Raw genomic sequence first — 15,389 nt, 5'->3', positions numbered from 1 at the left:
TAAACGCTTACGCCGATACCAAACAATTTGCCGAAGAAATTGAGAATAAAATAGGCGAACCTGCTGCCTCGGTGGTAAGACACCTGGCTAATAGCAGCGATATTTACAGCATTACCAACCATGTTTTTTTAGAACGATCTCTGCACAAGCTGAAAACTTATTTGCGATGGGATACCGTAAGATCGATATTCCGGTTCCCGCAGATAGATCCGTTCAGGACCATGCATAAGGCCAACGCCTCAAACTTTAAAGACAAACGTGTTGTGCAGTTTTTTGACCGTTATGCTACCTATAACGGCTCCAACCCTTACCATGCACCTGCTACTTTAAATGTTATCCCGCATCTGGAACATCATTTTGGAGCGTATTTCCCCAATGGCGGCATGTACAGCATCACCCAAAGTCTGGTGAAACTGGCGGAAGAGTTGGGTGTGCAATTTCATTACAATTATAAGGTGGATGAAATTGTAGTGATCAACGGCAAAACCAAAGGCATCCGCGCGAAAGGCGAGAATATTTTGGCCGACGTGGTAGTATCCAATATGGATGTATGGTTTACTTACAAACGCTTATTAAGTAAGCACCCCCAATTACATCCAAAGAACATTTTAAGTCAGGAACGCAGCAGTTCGGCGTTGATATTTTATTGGGGTATAACAAAGACTTTCTCCGAGCTGGACCTGCATAATATATTTTTCAGTGCCGATTATAAAGCCGAGTTTGATCACATCTGGAAACAGCAGGATATTTACCACGATCCAACCGTTTACCTCAACATCAGTTCGAAATATAAAACTGATGACGCACCCCCTGGTTGCGAGAATTGGTTTGTGATGATCAACGTGTCGGCCAATAACGGACAAGATTGGGATAAGCTGATAGCCGATACCCGCCGACATATAATAGATAAACTTTCTAAAATTTTAGGTGAGGATATCAGTCAGTTTATTACCTGCGAAAGCATCCTTGATCCGCGCAGTATCGAATCAAAAACCTCATCCTACAAAGGTTCTATCTACGGCACCAGCTCTAACAACCAGTTCGCGGCATTTTTAAGGCATGCCAACAAATCGTCAAAAGTAGAAGGCTTATATTTTTGCGGAGGAAGTGTGCATCCGGGTGGTGGGATACCGCTTTGTTTATTATCGGCGAAGATAGTGGCGAATATTATAAATTAACCGTCATCCCTTTTATAAATTATGTCATTTCGAGCGAGCAGCAGGGATGGCTTGTGAATGAGGGCGACGAGAAATCTTCTACACCTTAATATAACCGATGAGCATGGTGTAAAAGATTTTTCGCTGTTGCTCAAGGGATAGTTTCTCCTCGTACCTCGTTCGAAATGACAGGTGGGTCTGTTTTGGCTCTTGATTCTTTTCTCTTGATTCTATTCCAAAACCATCTTTTCTAACGCCTCAATCCACTTCGGTGAATCATTCAAACTCTCTACCAATTGAACATGCTCGCCGCCTAAAGCTTTAAATTCATCGCCGTACTCGTGGGTTACTTCAAATACGGTCTCCAGGCAATCGGCTACAAAGGCGGGGCAAAATACCAACAGGCGTTTTTTACCTTCTTTGGCCATTTGCGCAATTACTTCGCTGGTGTAGGGTTGCACCCATGGGTCGCTGCCCAGGCGCGATTGAAAACAAACGGTATATTTTTCTTTCGACAGGTTCATTTTGGCGGCGATTAAACGCGCCGTATCATGCGATTGTGCCGAATAGCACAACTTATTAGTATCATTTAAAGTATTACAGCAACCATCAACCTGCAGGCAATAGCTGTGGGTATGGTCGCATTTTTTTAGCTGGCGTTGTGGCAAGCCGTGAAAGCTGAACAGGATATGATCGTAAGTTTCGGGTTGGTATTTCTGCGCGTTATCGGCAAAGGTCTCTATCATCAGTTCGTTATTATGGAACGAATTAATGAAGGAAATATCAGGGATGGTTTGCCAGTTTTTAACCAGGTTCATTACCTTTTCATGTACCGATCCTGTACTTGCCGAGGCATATTGTGGGAAGAGGGCTATCACCTGGATCTCGCTCACCAATGCATCTTTTAATCTTTGTAATGCCGATTCTATCGAAGGGCTTTGATAGCGCATGGCCAGCTCTACTATGTAACCATCGCCGAGGCGTTGTTGTAAAGCTGCTTGTTGTAATAAACTATAATGTAACAATGGCGAGCCGGTTTCTTTATCCCATATAGCCTGATAAAGTTTGGCAGATTTTGGCGCCCTGAAGGGTACGATAACGGTTTTCACCAAAAAGGTGCGCAACACGGGGTTAACATCAATAACCCGCGGGTCCATCAAAAATTCATTCAAATATTTGCGTACATCCGCTGTCGACGGACTGTCTGGTGTACCTAAGTTTACCAGTAAAACTCCCTTTTTTGCCATAATTTTCAGAGGTGCAAATGTAATAAAAAAGCCCCTAACCATTTGTGACGGTAGTCATTATTGCAAAATGATGATGAGTTTAAAGAAGTATAGTTAATGCGAGGTTTGAAGCAATTTCCAGATCGGCTTCACCTCAACCGTCATGCCGAATTTATTTCGGCACCCCTCGTGTTAAGTATACGCTAAGCATTGGCCCGCTCAATCGCCGCGGAGGGCTGTTAGTTTTTCGTAGTTGTTTGTTTTTTTTAAGGTACTCAAGAGGGCTTCGCCGTATGCCTTGATACAAAGTAACCAAAAATCAAGTCGGCAAAAAGGCTTCTCTGCCGTACAAGCCTTTGCCCTGCAAACCGGGCAGAACCACGGGCTGGAATCTTTTGCCCCACTGCGTTCGCTCGTTGCCCGCGCTTCAGCAAAATTTCCTATGCCCTTGCCCCGCACCAGGCCACCATCGTTCTGCCCCCTTTCGCCCGAAGCTGTTTTGCCGACAGGGACGATAATGTAGAAACGCGATACTTCGCGCGTCTCCCGCCACGCCGCCCCGCGTTAGGGATTGCAGCGGATACCGGCCCCTGTGCCTAACGCCTGTGCAGTATGAGCGGAAAGCCCGGCCGAAGGCAACGCCATCACTCTTTCACCTTCCACAACTTCCACCAGGGCACCCAGGGAGCATCGTGGTGTTCGTAGTGATAACCAAAAAAATAACAGGAAATAAACGCGAAAAAATGATTGCGCGGTAAACTGCGCGACTGGTGTTTATTATCGTGTTCGCCTTTGTGTGGTAAATAGGTGCCGAAATAAAACAGCTGCAAGGTGCTTAGTAAGGATGGCACTACCCAAAACAATATCAGGCTGGGCTGTGGGATCCAGATCTTAAAAATATTAAACAGTATAGCCATCACTACAATTTGCCAGATTGACAGGTAATTGCGGATGAATTGCACATACCAATGAATGAAACTTCCGTTATGATAATCAGGGTCTTCATCAGTATGCACATGGTTGTGGTGCTGATGATGTTTGGTGTATAATTTAGGATACCAAAACGAGGCGTATAGGAAAGTGCAGATAAAACCTATTAAATTATTCGCCGGCTTATTGGGTGCTATAGTACCGTGCATTGCATCGTGCGCGGTAATAAACAGTCCTGTATATAGGTGCATTTGCAGCAGAATAAATAAGTAAAGCAGCGGGTTTTTAAAATCTACCTGCCATTGCATCAACAGCACAGTGGAGGCAACCCAGCTACCCAATACAAGCAAGGCAATAAATAAACCGGTGTATGATTGTGTTTTTTGCAAGATGATGGCCTCCTCTAAATCTCCTCCAAAGGAGAAGACTTTTTTACAAGCAAATAGCGTGCTGTTAATAGCTTTCCAGTTCGGCTTTTACCTGCTGCATTAACCACATAGGGGTTGATGTTGCACCTGCAATGCCTACCTTATCACCGGGTGCAAACATTGACTTATCCAGTTCGCTTAACGATGACACAAAATAAGTATTAGCGTTATGCTTGCGGCAAACCTCATAAAGCACCTTCCCGTTTGATGACTTTTTACCCGATACAAATACCACCTTATTAAACTTAGTGGCAAATGCAGGCAGATCTTTATCGCGGTTACTTACCTGGCGGCAAATGGTATCATTAGCTTTTACTTCGTAACCACGTGAAAGCAACTGTTCTTTAACATGGTAAAACTTTTCCATGCTTTTGGTGGTCTGGCTGTACAGGGTAAAGCTGGCCGGCAGGTCGGCATCGTCCAGTTCGGTAATATCCTGAAAAACCATGGCATCGCCATTGGTTTGCCCTTGCAGGCCCACAACTTCGGCGTGGCCATGCTTGCCAAAGATCAGGATCTTCTCGTTATTATCGTACGATGTTTTGATGCGGTTTTGCAGTTTTAAAACCACCGGGCACGATGCATCTATCAGTGTAATGTTATTCTCTAAAGCTATCTTATAAGTTTCGGGCGCTTCGCCATGCGCGCGGATCAGCACCTTTTCGTTTTGCAGGTTTGCCAGTTCAGAATGGTCAATAATGCGAAGGCCCTGCGCTTTCAGGCGCTCCACCTCCTCATCATTATGTACTATATCGCCAAGGCAATACAGATAACCATCTTCGGCCAAAATCTCTTCGGCCATATCAATAGCGTAAACCACCCCAAAGCAAAAGCCCGAGTCCTGGTCGATAGTAACCTGTAGCTGATAATCACCCATTGTGGTACAAATTTACGTATTAAAATTTAAGCTGAAAGTAAAAAGGTGAGGGTAGAATTTTTCACGCAAAGACGCAAAGACGCGGTTTAATTTCTTCTTTGCGCCTTAGCGTCTTTGCGTGATATTATAAGCGTATCACCACCTCCAATACTCCAAAAAATACAAACTCAGTTACCAGCAACACCGGCGCTACTTTACTTTGCTTTTTAAAATTGAACCACTCAAAAACGTACAGCATCCCGGCGCTTACCAAAAACCAGCAGATGTAATTTTTAAGCGGTATTATGTTATTAACCCAATGCCAATAGTCAAACTTAATGGCTACAGGCTCTATCAGCAGATCAAGCAAAACTAAAACCGCAGCACCTGTTATCACCCTGAAAAAAGCACTTTTTAACCGAATGCGTTGCATGGTTACCCCTACCGCATAAACCAGCAGGAACCAGTTTACACCTATCATTAGCGGAATATCAAATAGTTTTAACCCAAGCGTTTTGCCATAAGCATAATTGCCAAACAGCCAGCCTTTGTGCACCCCTACCCACTCAGCTATAAAACCAAACCAAAATATGATAAGTATAAATATCCCAAAACGACTATTGAATTTGTGATGGCTCAATATAATTACTGCCAGCATTAATAGTAAATGAAAGGGGACTATCTGGAAAAACAACGTCCTTGAAATGGGTATAGATAAGCCAATAAGCCCAACCGCATGAAATAATAAGATAACTACAATGGCTGCACGCGGGGTAACATTTAAATTTTGCGGCCTTTCCATATGGTGGTTTTGGTGAGGTGTTTTTGTATTGATGTAAAACCAATGAGCAGCAGGCTCAGCATTTGTATCGGATGTAAAAGTAAGTTAAGTAAAGCGTTTTGTCCTGCTGTTAATGAAATCATGATTCTGGTAAGCACAATAAGGCCTATCATCATCAATATAAAGTTAAGGTTTAAGGTCATTATCACCACTGCCGGGCCGCCAATAATCAACAATAAATAAATCAAGAACCCAATAATGTTATAGTTAAATGCCGCCAAAAAGTTTTTCCCGAAACCATCTATAGCTTCATTGTACCCCTTATACATGCGGCAGCTTATCATACCATTAGCCAGCAACGCTTCGCCGTTTAGTTTAGCTGCCTTTACCAGTTTCATGACCACTACATCCTCTACCACCTTATTTTTGGCCAATAGGTGCCATTGATATTTTTTATAATCTTCGGCATTAAACAGCATAAACTGGCCGCTGGCAGCAGCAACAGCGGCGCTCTTAATCAAATAAACCAGCCTTAGCGGTAACAGGTTCAGTAATATATAATGCATTAGCGGCACTACCATTTTTTCGCCTGTTGTGCGCATATCCTGGTTAGTGAACAGGCTTAGCAAGCTTAAGCTACGCAAATTCATGCGGTGAATAGCGCTATTGAATAAGCCTTTGTATACTTGCTCATCGGCATCTAAAAACAAGTAATAAGCACCGGTAGCTTGTTCGGCCAGTTGATAGCAGGCATAGTTTTTCCCCAGCCAATCAGCGGGCAGGGTATTGCCTTTTATTACTTTAAAGTTTGAGTGTTCCCGGGCAAATGTTTCGCAAAGCGCATAGGTATTATCGGTCGAATGATCATCAAGTGTAATCACCTCATAGTTTTGATAATCCTGTTCGTAGATGGATTGCAGCAGAATAAGGATGTTATCTGCTTCGTTACGGGCGGGGATGAGTATGGATATTTTATCCTCGTAATGCTTGCCAATTCGCGGCAGTTTAGGGTTCGACAAAAAATTGAACAGCGTAACCGTAAAACGAAGTATCAGAAATATGAAAGTTACTAAAAGGGTTATGATCACTTTATGTCAATTTCGGTTTGCTGCTGCTTTGATCTATCGTAATGCAACTGATAGTTGTTTTGTAAGTCAGTTATATTTTTGCCTGCATAGGTATCGTCTTCTTGTTTTAAGTAAACGGTAACAGATGGCTTTTTGTGCTTAAGATATTGAATAAATGTCGCGGCAAAAATTATCCGGCAATTATTTCCGGCTTTTTCAATGAGCTTTATAATACCTTTTTCAAATTTTACCCGGCTCACAAAGTTTGAAAACAACCTGCCTTGCGGGAACATCAATACCAGGTTGCCGGGATCATTCAATAGTTGCGCCGCATAATCCAATGATTCCAGCATGCTTCTCGAACTTTTATCGACCGAAAAAGCCCCGCCATACCGCAATGCACCTATTTTTTGCGCGGTATCCTGCAATATCATTACATGGAAATTCTTTTTAAACAGCTTATCGTTAAGGCAAAACAATATCAGGCCATCCCAAAAACTAAAGTGATTGGCAATTAATAGTATCGACTTATCCTTATCAACCTTAACTGCGTTATATATATATTCATGAAATTCCTTGCCAACAAGCCAATTTACATAAGCTTTAAAGATCCATTTTGCAACCGGGTTTTTCTTTGGATACAACATATGTTAATGCTCCACATTTACCTGTGCCTGTAGCGCCTGCTGATGAAAGTTATTTATCCGGACAATCAATTCTTCAAAAGATACTTCGCCGGCCAACCCGCAATCAAACAAATGGAAATATACTGATGGTTTCAGGCTTTCAAAATAATCTATCAGGGCGCAGTTATAAACTATCTGGCAGGGGCCCTTTATATTCTTAATGAGGCGCTCTATGCCCTTCTCTACCTTAATTTCGGTGGTATGGTTTGATATTAGTTCTCCTTGTGGGAAAACTACCACAAGGTTCTCGGGGTCATTCAGTAAACCGGCTGCATATTGCAGGGATTTTATCATCTCGCGCGATGACCTGTTTATCGAAAATCCGCCAAACAGGTTCAGCAGCATCCGCTTTTTTAGGTGATCTTCCTGCATCATAATATACAGATTGCGGTTTAGGTGCCAATAGGCCAGGTAATTACCCCAAAGGCCATCCCACCAGCTAAAGTGGTTGCAAAGCAGTAATATGGAGTGCCCCGGCTTTGGTGTAAATGGCATAACTACCAAATTATTAAAAGCCCTGCGCATGCGGTAACGCATATACATGGCAAACCAGTTGCTAAAAAGTTTTACTCGGCGGGCGGGTATCATTGCTGTAAATTTACTAAATACTCATCCAATTGTTTGGTTACTAACCAATGCCCCATATTTACCTCGTGCACTTCGGCATTTGGTACGCTATTAATAAAAGGCAATGCCGCCTTCATCGGGAACAAATTATCGTGCTTGCCAAAAATTAGCCGGCATTTTATATGGTGCCGGTTTATTAGCTCAGCTACTTTATTGGTATCGGGTTTTAACAAACGGATAAGGTTTAGGGTATAATAAACATCCTGCCGTTTTTGTTCGGTATCAATTTCATTATAGGCTATCTGGTACAGGCCATCATCAATAAACCTTACCTTTTTGAGGTTTCTGAGCAGCGCCGGTGCCAGCCACTTACTTTTGGTAACCGTTTTAAACATATACCGGCCTACCGGCTGATAAGTTAAAAAATGAAAGCCCTTATAAACTGATAAGCCGTCGGGCGCCATGAGTATAATTTCGTCAATCAGGTCGGCATACTCTTCAATCAGTAATAGCGCGATGTTAGCACCAATGGAATAACCCATTACCGAAAAGCGTTGTTTGCCGTGCAGTTTAAACCATTCTTCCAGGTGGGCCTTTATCATTGTTTTGGGCATACCCTCAATTATTTGCTGTTCGGTCCAATTGCTAAGTTTGCTTTCTCCGTGAAAAAAATGGTCGAAGCCGTAAACATGGTATTCCTGCAGGATGGAGTTTTCGAGCACGTGGAATTGCCTGCCCGTCATGCCGTAACCATGAAAAGCCAGTAACGGTTTACTGCCGCTGCCATATTCGTGATAGTGTGCCTTGCCTAAGCCGGGAATGTCCAAAAAGCCCATAGTGGCAATATTAAGAAAATGTTAGGTTAGTTGGGGATGGATAATTTAGTAATTTAACCACAAAGGGCACAGAGATTTTCTTTGCGCCCTCTGTGTTTTTTTCTTTGTGTTCTTTGTGGTAAAAACTAATCAGTGTTTCTCCCTTATATAATCCATTATCGCATCAGTAGCACCAATATGTTGCTGCACATAATCTTTTGTTGTTGCGGCTGTTGCACGCCTGAATATTTCATCTTTCATTAATCTGCCTGCAACAATTTGTAATCCCTCAACATCGCTGATACTGAACCCGGCTTTAAGCTCAACCAGATCTTTGGCTTCTTTAAATTTATCATACTTAGGGCCAAATATCACCGGCATACCAAAAGCCGCGGCTTCCAACGTGTTATGGATCCCCGCACCAAACCCACCGCCTATGTAGGCAATATCCGCATACTGATAGAGCGAGGATAGCATACCGATGTTATCTATGATGAGATGTGAGATATGAGACGTGAGATGTGAGATCTCAGAAAATGTGATAGTGGTATCCTTTGGCAGTAAGTTTACCAGATTGTTTATTTTACCCTCGCCAATCTCATGTGGTGCAATAATAAATTTCCAGTCGGGGTGCTGGGTAATTAATCCCGCTATCAGCTTTTCATCAGCTGGCCAGGTGCTTCCGGCTATAAATAGTTTTTGGCCATTCTTAAACGCGGCTATCTCCGGTAACTCTTTTGGTTGCTGCGCGTTTGCCCACACCCTGTCAAACCGGGTATCGCCACTAATGGTTACATTGGTAATGCCCACATCATGCAGTAAATGTTTAGAGGCTATATCCTGCACAAAAAACCAGGTTACCAGTTTCAGCATTTTGCGGTGTAAGCCACCGTACCATTTAAAAAACACTTGCCCGGGGCGAAATATACTTGAGATAATATATAAAGGCACGTGCTGTTTATGCAGTTCGTTAAAAAAGTGATACCAGTATTCGTACTTGGTAAAAATGGCCATTACCGGCTTAATGGCACTTATAAATTCCTGCGCGTTTTTAGCGGTATCAAGCGGTAAATAATATACAGCATCGGCCAGTGGGGTGTTTTTCCGTATCTCGTATCCCGAAGGTGAAAAAAAAGTGATCACAATTTTATGCTGTGGGTACAAAAGCCTTATTTTTTCCAGTACCGGCCGCCCCTGTTCAAACTCCCCCAACGACGCGAAATGAAACCAAATGCTCGACTCCAAAGATTGCACGCGCTGCTCCCGGCGGCCTTTGATCCACAAATTTGCTTTATTATTAAAAATGGAAACCATATAAACTAACCCGTAGTATATATTGATGCCGATGTTATATAGGAAGAGCATTTTTTGTTTATGAATTATTATCTTCGTCGGGCATAAAAGTAATATATTAACACAAAAATAAAATTATGAAAATAGCTGTTGTTGGAACAGGTTATGTTGGGCTGGTAACCGGTACATGTTTAGCGGAAACCGGCAATCAAGTTACCTGTGTTGATATTAACGAACAGAAGGTAAAAATGATGCAGGATGGTAAACTCCCAATTTATGAGCCCGGCCTCGAATTAATTTTCAACCGCAACATTAGCCAAAAAAGATTGCTGTTTACAACTGACCTGGCCACTGCAATTGCCGATGCACAGATCATATTTCTGGCCTTGCCAACTCCTCCGGGTGGCGATGGTTCTGCCGACCTGAGTTACGTTTTAGGCGCCGCTAAAGATATTGCCAAATTGGTTACCGACTATAAAGTTATTGTAACAAAATCTACCGTACCGGTTGGTACAGCAGATAAGGTTACCGCTGTTATAAAAGCAAATACCAATGTAGAGTGCGCGGTGGTATCAAACCCCGAGTTTTTACGTGAAGGTGTTGCTGTTGAAGATTTTATGAAGCCAGACCGTGTGGTTGTTGGTACAACAGACGAACGTGCGCGCAAGTTAATAGCCGAACTTTATGCACCATATGTGCGCCAGGGCAATCCGGTTATATTTATGGATGAGCGTTCATCCGAGCTTACAAAATATGCTGCCAACTCTTTTTTGGCAACAAAAATATCGTTCATGAACGAGGTGGCTAACCTTTGCGAACTGGTTGGTGCCGATGTTGATATGGTTCGGCGCGGTATAGGCGCCGATAACCGTATTGGTAACCGTTTCCTGTTTTCGGGTATTGGTTACGGTGGTAGCTGTTTCCCTAAAGATGTGCAGGCCCTGGCAAAATCTGCCCAGGAAAATAAATACGACTTTAAGATCCTTAACTCTGTAATGGAAGTTAACGAGATCCAGAAAAAGGTTTTGGTACAAAAACTGAAACAATATTACAATAACGACCTTAAAGGCAAAAAATTCGCGATGTGGGGACTGGCTTTCAAGCCCGAAACTGATGATATCCGTGAAGCACCAGCGTTATATATTATAGATGAATTATTGGCAGCCGGCGCCACCATAACAGTTTATGACCCCGAGGGGATGAAAAATGTTAAGGCTTTGCTTGGGGATAAAATAGCATACGGCGTCGATCCGTATGAGGTGCTTAATGATGCCGATGCTTTGTTAATTGTAACAGAGTGGTCGGTATTCCGTACGCCTGATTTTGAACAGGTGGCCGGGCTCTTAAAAAGCAAGGTTATATTTGATGGCCGTAACTTATACGACCTTCAAAAAATGATTGATTTGGGTTTCTACTACAACAGTATAGGCAGAAAAATAATAAACTAATGGCAGAACGTAAACGTATTTTAATAACCGGTGCAGCCGGTTTTTTGGGCTCGCATTTATGCGATAGGTTTATTAAAGAAGATTACCATGTTATTGGTATGGATAACCTGATAACAGGCGACCTGCGCAACATTGAACATTTGTTTAAACTGGAAAACTTTGAGTTTTATAACCACGATGTTTCCAAGTTTGTGCACGTATCCGGCGATCTGCATTACATATTACACTTTGCATCGCCTGCAAGCCCTATCGATTATTTAAAGATCCCTATCCAAACATTAAAGGTAGGCTCATTAGGCACACATAATTTGCTGGGTTTAGCACGCTCTAAGGGTGCAAGGATGCTTATCGCTTCTACATCTGAAGTATACGGTGATCCTAACGTTAACCCACAACCCGAAGAGTATTGGGGCAATGTTAACCCTGTTGGCCCGCGTGGGGTTTATGATGAGGCTAAACGTTTCCAGGAAGCTATTACGATGGCTTACCACACTTTTCACGGATTAGAAACCCGTATTATAAGAATATTTAACACTTACGGACCCCGCATGCGCCTAAACGACGGGCGTGTTTTACCGGCATTCATTGGCCAGGCATTACGTGGCGAACCCCTAACCATGTTTGGCGATGGTTCACAAACCCGTTCGTTTTGTTATGTAGATGACCTGATAGAAGGTATATACCGTTTGCTGCATAGCGATTATGCACAGCCAATGAATATTGGGAACCCGGATGAGATAACCATACGCGAGTTTGGTGAAGAGATAATAAAATTAACCGGCACCAACCAGGAAATGATAAGCCTGCCCCTACCAACTGATGACCCTAAACAGCGCAGGCCGGATATTACCAAAGCCAGGGCTATTTTAGGATGGGAGCCAAAAGTATCTCGAAGCGAAGGTTTGAAGATCACGTACGAGTACTTTAAATCCCTGCCCGAGAAAGAAATATTACATAAGGATTTTACTTACTTTAACAAGCAATAGTAACATCCGGCACCCGTATGGCGTTTGTTATATGGTATTATAAGGGCAAGTCCCTTTTTAATTACATCGTTTACATGAAGATATTAGTAACAGGCGGGTTAGGTTTTATAGGCTCGCACACAGTAGTTGAGTTAGTTAATGCCGGCTACGACCCGGTGATCATTGATGACTTATCTAACTCAAACATTAAAATATTAGACCAACTGGCCAAGATCATTGGTTATAAACCAGATTTTTACCAGCTGGACCTATGCGATGAAAAGGCTGTTAAAGATTTTGCAGCAAAAGAATCAGACATTGCCGGTATTATACATTTTGCCGCATCTAAAGCCGTTGGCGAATCGGTAAAGCAACCACTTAAATATTATCGCAATAACTTTTATTCGCTTATAAATATTTTGGGCGCGTATAATGGCAAGGCATTAAACTTTGTTTTCTCATCAAGCTGCACAGTTTACGGGCAACCAGATTCTTTGCCGGTAACCGAAGATGCACCTGTTAAACCTGCCGAATCGCCTTACGGTAATACCAAGCAAATAGCCGAAGAAATATTGAAGGATGTTGTAGCGGCCGGCACTAAATACAAGGTAATAGCATTACGCTATTTTAACCCGGTGGGCGCGCATGACAGTGCTTTAATTGGCGAGCTGCCTAATGGCGTTCCGCAAAACCTGGTTCCCTTTATCACCCAAACAGCAATAGGTAAACGCGAAAAAATAACCGTTTTTGGCGATACGTATAACACTCCCGATGGCAGCTGCATCCGCGACTATATTCACGTGGTTGATTTAGCTAAGGCCCATGTTGCGGCTATCAAATTAATGGAGAGGGAAAGCTTTACCGGATACGATGTATTTAACATAGGTACAGGCACCGGCAGCTCGGTGTTAGAGGTGATAACAGCTTTTGAAAAGGTTACAGGTGTTAAGCTGAAATATGAGATAGGCCCCGCCCGCGATGGCGATGTTGAACAGGTTTGGGGCGATGTAACCAAATCAACAAAAAAATTAAACTGGAAAGCCGATCTTGACCTCAACACAATGATGTCATCGGCATGGGAATGGGAAAACTATATCGCCCAAAATCCATTATAATTAAACCCCTGCTCATGAAAAAGATAATTATTACAGGTGGTGCCGGCTTTATAGGGTCGCACGTGGTGCGCCGTTTTGTAAAAAACTATCCCGATTATACCATTATTAACCTGGATAAGCTTACTTATGCGGGTAACCTGGCCAACCTTAAAGATATTGAGAACGAACCCAATTACCGCTTTATAAAAGGCGATATTTGTGATACAGAATTTCTTCGTAATCTTTTTATCCGCGAAAAAGAAATTGAAGGTATTATACATTTAGCTGCCGAATCGCACGTAGACAGGTCTATTACCGATCCCGGAAGTTTTGTGATGACAAATGTATTAGGTACTGCCAACCTTTTAAATGTAGCCCGCCTGCATTGGGGGGGCCGTTCTGACAAACCCCGCTTTCATCACGTTTCCACAGATGAGGTATATGGCTCGTTAGGCACAGAGGGCTTATTTACAGAGGAGACCAAATACGACCCGCATTCGCCTTATTCTGCCTCAAAGGCAAGTTCAGATCATTTTGTAAGGGCCTACCATGATACCTATGGAATGAATACCGTTATATCTAATTGCTCAAACAATTACGGATCTTATCATTTCCCCGAAAAACTGATCCCTCTTGCTATAAATAACATTAAACAAGGCAAAGCAGTACCCGTTTACGGTAAAGGCGAGAACGTGCGCGACTGGCTTTGGGTGGAAGACCATGCAAGGGCTATTGATGTTATATTCCATAAAGCTGCTGCCGGTTCTACTTACAACATTGGCGGCCATAACGAGTGGAAAAACATTGACCTGATTAAGTTGTTGTGTACCATACTGGATAAAAAGCTGGGACGCAAGGAAGGTGAATCGGCAAAATTGATAACCTATGTAACAGATAGGGCCGGCCACGATCTAAGATACGCCATAGATGCTACCAAACTAAAAAATGAACTGGGTTGGGAACCCTCTATTACCTTTGAAGAAGGCCTGGAAAAAACGGTTGACTGGTATCTTGCTAACGAGCAATGGCTGAATGATGTTACATCGGGCCATTACCAGGACTATTACGATGGCCAATATACCAATCGCTAAAAAATGTTCGGATTATTTAAGAAGAAAGAAGTTAAAAGAACTGTGAGCTTTGATTACAGCACAGTTGTTACAGATATGCACTCGCACGTTTTGCCCGGTATTGATGACGGGGCGCAAAATGTTGAAGAATCTATATTCCTGATAAAAAAAATGATGGCGCTGGGTATTAAAAAAATAATTGCTACCCCGCACGTAATGATAGATTATTACCGTAATGATGCCGAAAGCATTGGCAACGCGCTTGCCATTCTTAAAGCTGAATTAGAAAATCAAAAAATAGATATCGATATTTCTGCAGCGGCAGAGCACTATCTTGATGAAACTTTTGAAAAACGCATTGAAGACCGCAAGGTTTTTACAATGGGCGATAACTATGTATTGTTCGAGATCTCGTTCATCAACCAGCCACCCAATGTTATACACACTATACAAAAGTTGCAGGATTCGGGCTATAAACCAATATTGGCACACCCCGAAAGATATGGTTATATGAACATTGATCAGTTAAAAACCATACGTAACTGGGGCTGCGATCTGCAATTAAACACCATTTCATTAACCGGTTATTATGGTAAGCAGGCCAAAAAAATTGCAGAAGAAATGATAGATAATGAAATGGTTGATTTTATATCAAGCGATATGCACCACCCACGCCATGCCGCGGCTTTTGAAAATGCCCTGGCCATGCCCTACCTGGAAAAATTATTATTTGATTATCCGCTAAAAAATGTGATGCTGTAGCGGATGTGCAGATTACAGATGTGCAGATATGCAAATTACTTTTCATCTGCATATTTGCACATTCGCATATCTGCACATCATTACTCGTACCTCAACGCCTCTACCGGGTCAAGCTTGGCTGCTTTTTTAGCCGGATAAAATCCTGATGATAAGCCAATAAATGTACATAAGCCTATTGCCGAAAACAGCCATACCCATGGCACTATAAATGTGCCGCTAATTTGCACGGCAATAAGGTTCCCTA

Annotated in this window: 16 protein-coding genes; 7 read left to right on the top strand and 9 right to left on the bottom strand. The window is 42.6% G+C overall.

Features of this window, described 5'->3' with window-relative positions; all coding sequences use genetic code 11:
• A partial coding sequence (crtD, locus tag JWQ85_RS08650; protein WP_299466958.1) for a 1-hydroxycarotenoid 3,4-desaturase CrtD occupies positions 1-1,178 on the top strand: 1,178 nt, incomplete at its 5' end.
• Between the two features lie 209 nt (positions 1,179-1,387).
• On the opposite strand, the gene hemH is transcribed toward crtD, so the two are convergent.
• On the bottom strand, positions 1,388-2,404 hold the full coding sequence (hemH, locus tag JWQ85_RS08645; protein WP_299466955.1) for a ferrochelatase: 1,017 nt from the start codon (positions 2,402-2,404) through the stop codon (positions 1,388-1,390).
• A 277-nt stretch (positions 2,405-2,681) separates the two neighbouring features.
• Between hemH and JWQ85_RS08640 the strand changes: the two genes are divergently transcribed.
• On the top strand, positions 2,682-2,906 hold the full coding sequence (locus tag JWQ85_RS08640) for a hypothetical protein (protein WP_299466953.1): 225 nt from the start codon (positions 2,682-2,684) through the stop codon (positions 2,904-2,906).
• Between the two features lie 121 nt (positions 2,907-3,027).
• On the opposite strand, the gene JWQ85_RS08635 is transcribed toward JWQ85_RS08640, so the two are convergent.
• From JWQ85_RS08635 to JWQ85_RS08600, 8 genes are all read right to left on the bottom strand, one after another.
• A complete protein-coding gene (locus JWQ85_RS08635) occupies positions 3,028-3,702 on the bottom strand; it encodes a fatty acid desaturase (RefSeq protein WP_299466950.1) in 675 nt (224 codons plus the stop codon).
• A 64-nt stretch (positions 3,703-3,766) separates the two neighbouring features.
• Positions 3,767-4,618, bottom strand: coding sequence for a 4-hydroxy-3-methylbut-2-enyl diphosphate reductase (locus tag JWQ85_RS08630; protein WP_299466947.1), 852 nt, complete (start codon positions 4,616-4,618; stop codon positions 3,767-3,769).
• Positions 4,619-4,742: 124 nt separating this feature from the next.
• Positions 4,743-5,399, bottom strand: a complete 657-nt coding sequence (locus tag JWQ85_RS08625; RefSeq protein WP_299466944.1) for a carotenoid biosynthesis protein — start codon at positions 5,397-5,399, stop codon at positions 4,743-4,745.
• Positions 5,378-6,466, bottom strand: a complete 1,089-nt coding sequence (locus tag JWQ85_RS08620; RefSeq protein WP_299466941.1) for a glycosyltransferase family 2 protein — start codon at positions 6,464-6,466, stop codon at positions 5,378-5,380. The genes JWQ85_RS08625 and JWQ85_RS08620 overlap by 22 nt, the downstream gene beginning before the upstream one ends.
• The gene (locus JWQ85_RS08615; RefSeq protein WP_299466938.1) at positions 6,463-7,092 is read right to left on the bottom strand and encodes a lysophospholipid acyltransferase family protein; all 630 of its coding nucleotides are present in this window, start codon (positions 7,090-7,092) and stop codon (positions 6,463-6,465) included. Before JWQ85_RS08615 ends, JWQ85_RS08620 begins: the two co-directional genes overlap by 4 nt.
• A gap of 3 nt (positions 7,093-7,095) precedes the next feature.
• The gene (locus tag JWQ85_RS08610) at positions 7,096-7,719 is read right to left on the bottom strand and encodes a lysophospholipid acyltransferase family protein (RefSeq protein WP_299466935.1); all 624 of its coding nucleotides are present in this window, start codon (positions 7,717-7,719) and stop codon (positions 7,096-7,098) included.
• Positions 7,716-8,534 (bottom strand): alpha/beta hydrolase, encoded by an 819-nt coding sequence (locus JWQ85_RS08605; protein ID WP_299466932.1) that lies wholly within the window; start codon positions 8,532-8,534, stop codon positions 7,716-7,718. Before JWQ85_RS08605 ends, JWQ85_RS08610 begins: the two co-directional genes overlap by 4 nt.
• Positions 8,535-8,663: 129 nt before the next feature.
• Positions 8,664-9,827, bottom strand: coding sequence for a 3-deoxy-D-manno-octulosonic acid transferase (locus JWQ85_RS08600; RefSeq protein ID WP_367186198.1), 1,164 nt, complete (start codon positions 9,825-9,827; stop codon positions 8,664-8,666).
• Positions 9,828-9,943: 116 nt separating this feature from the next.
• Here JWQ85_RS08600 and JWQ85_RS08595 point away from each other — a divergent pair, with 116 nt between their 5' ends.
• The 5 genes from JWQ85_RS08595 to JWQ85_RS08575 all read left to right on the top strand — a co-directional run bounded on the left by JWQ85_RS08595 (position 9,944) and on the right by JWQ85_RS08575 (position 15,145).
• A complete protein-coding gene (locus JWQ85_RS08595) occupies positions 9,944-11,254 on the top strand; it encodes a UDP-glucose/GDP-mannose dehydrogenase family protein (RefSeq protein WP_299466926.1) in 1,311 nt (436 codons plus the stop codon).
• Complete coding sequence (locus tag JWQ85_RS08590; protein WP_299466923.1) at positions 11,254-12,240, top strand: UDP-glucuronic acid decarboxylase family protein; 987 nt, start codon at positions 11,254-11,256, stop codon at positions 12,238-12,240. The genes JWQ85_RS08595 and JWQ85_RS08590 overlap by 1 nt, the downstream gene beginning before the upstream one ends.
• A 74-nt stretch (positions 12,241-12,314) precedes the next feature.
• A complete protein-coding gene (gene galE, locus JWQ85_RS08585) occupies positions 12,315-13,334 on the top strand; it encodes a UDP-glucose 4-epimerase GalE (RefSeq protein WP_299466920.1) in 1,020 nt (339 codons plus the stop codon).
• Positions 13,335-13,348: 14 nt separating this feature from the next.
• A complete protein-coding gene (gene rfbB / locus JWQ85_RS08580; RefSeq protein WP_299466917.1) occupies positions 13,349-14,404 on the top strand; it encodes a dTDP-glucose 4,6-dehydratase in 1,056 nt (351 codons plus the stop codon).
• Between the two features lie 3 nt (positions 14,405-14,407).
• Positions 14,408-15,145, top strand: coding sequence for a CpsB/CapC family capsule biosynthesis tyrosine phosphatase (locus tag JWQ85_RS08575; protein WP_299466914.1), 738 nt, complete (start codon positions 14,408-14,410; stop codon positions 15,143-15,145).
• Positions 15,146-15,389: the final 244 nt, after the last annotated feature.

Origin of the sequence: Mucilaginibacter sp. (assembly GCF_028288105.1) — a bacterium.
In the GTDB taxonomy this organism is placed as follows: domain Bacteria; phylum Bacteroidota; class Bacteroidia; order Sphingobacteriales; family Sphingobacteriaceae; genus Mucilaginibacter.
Note: the sequence above shows the minus strand (reverse complement) of the source record. Positions and strands in the feature narration are given on the sequence as shown.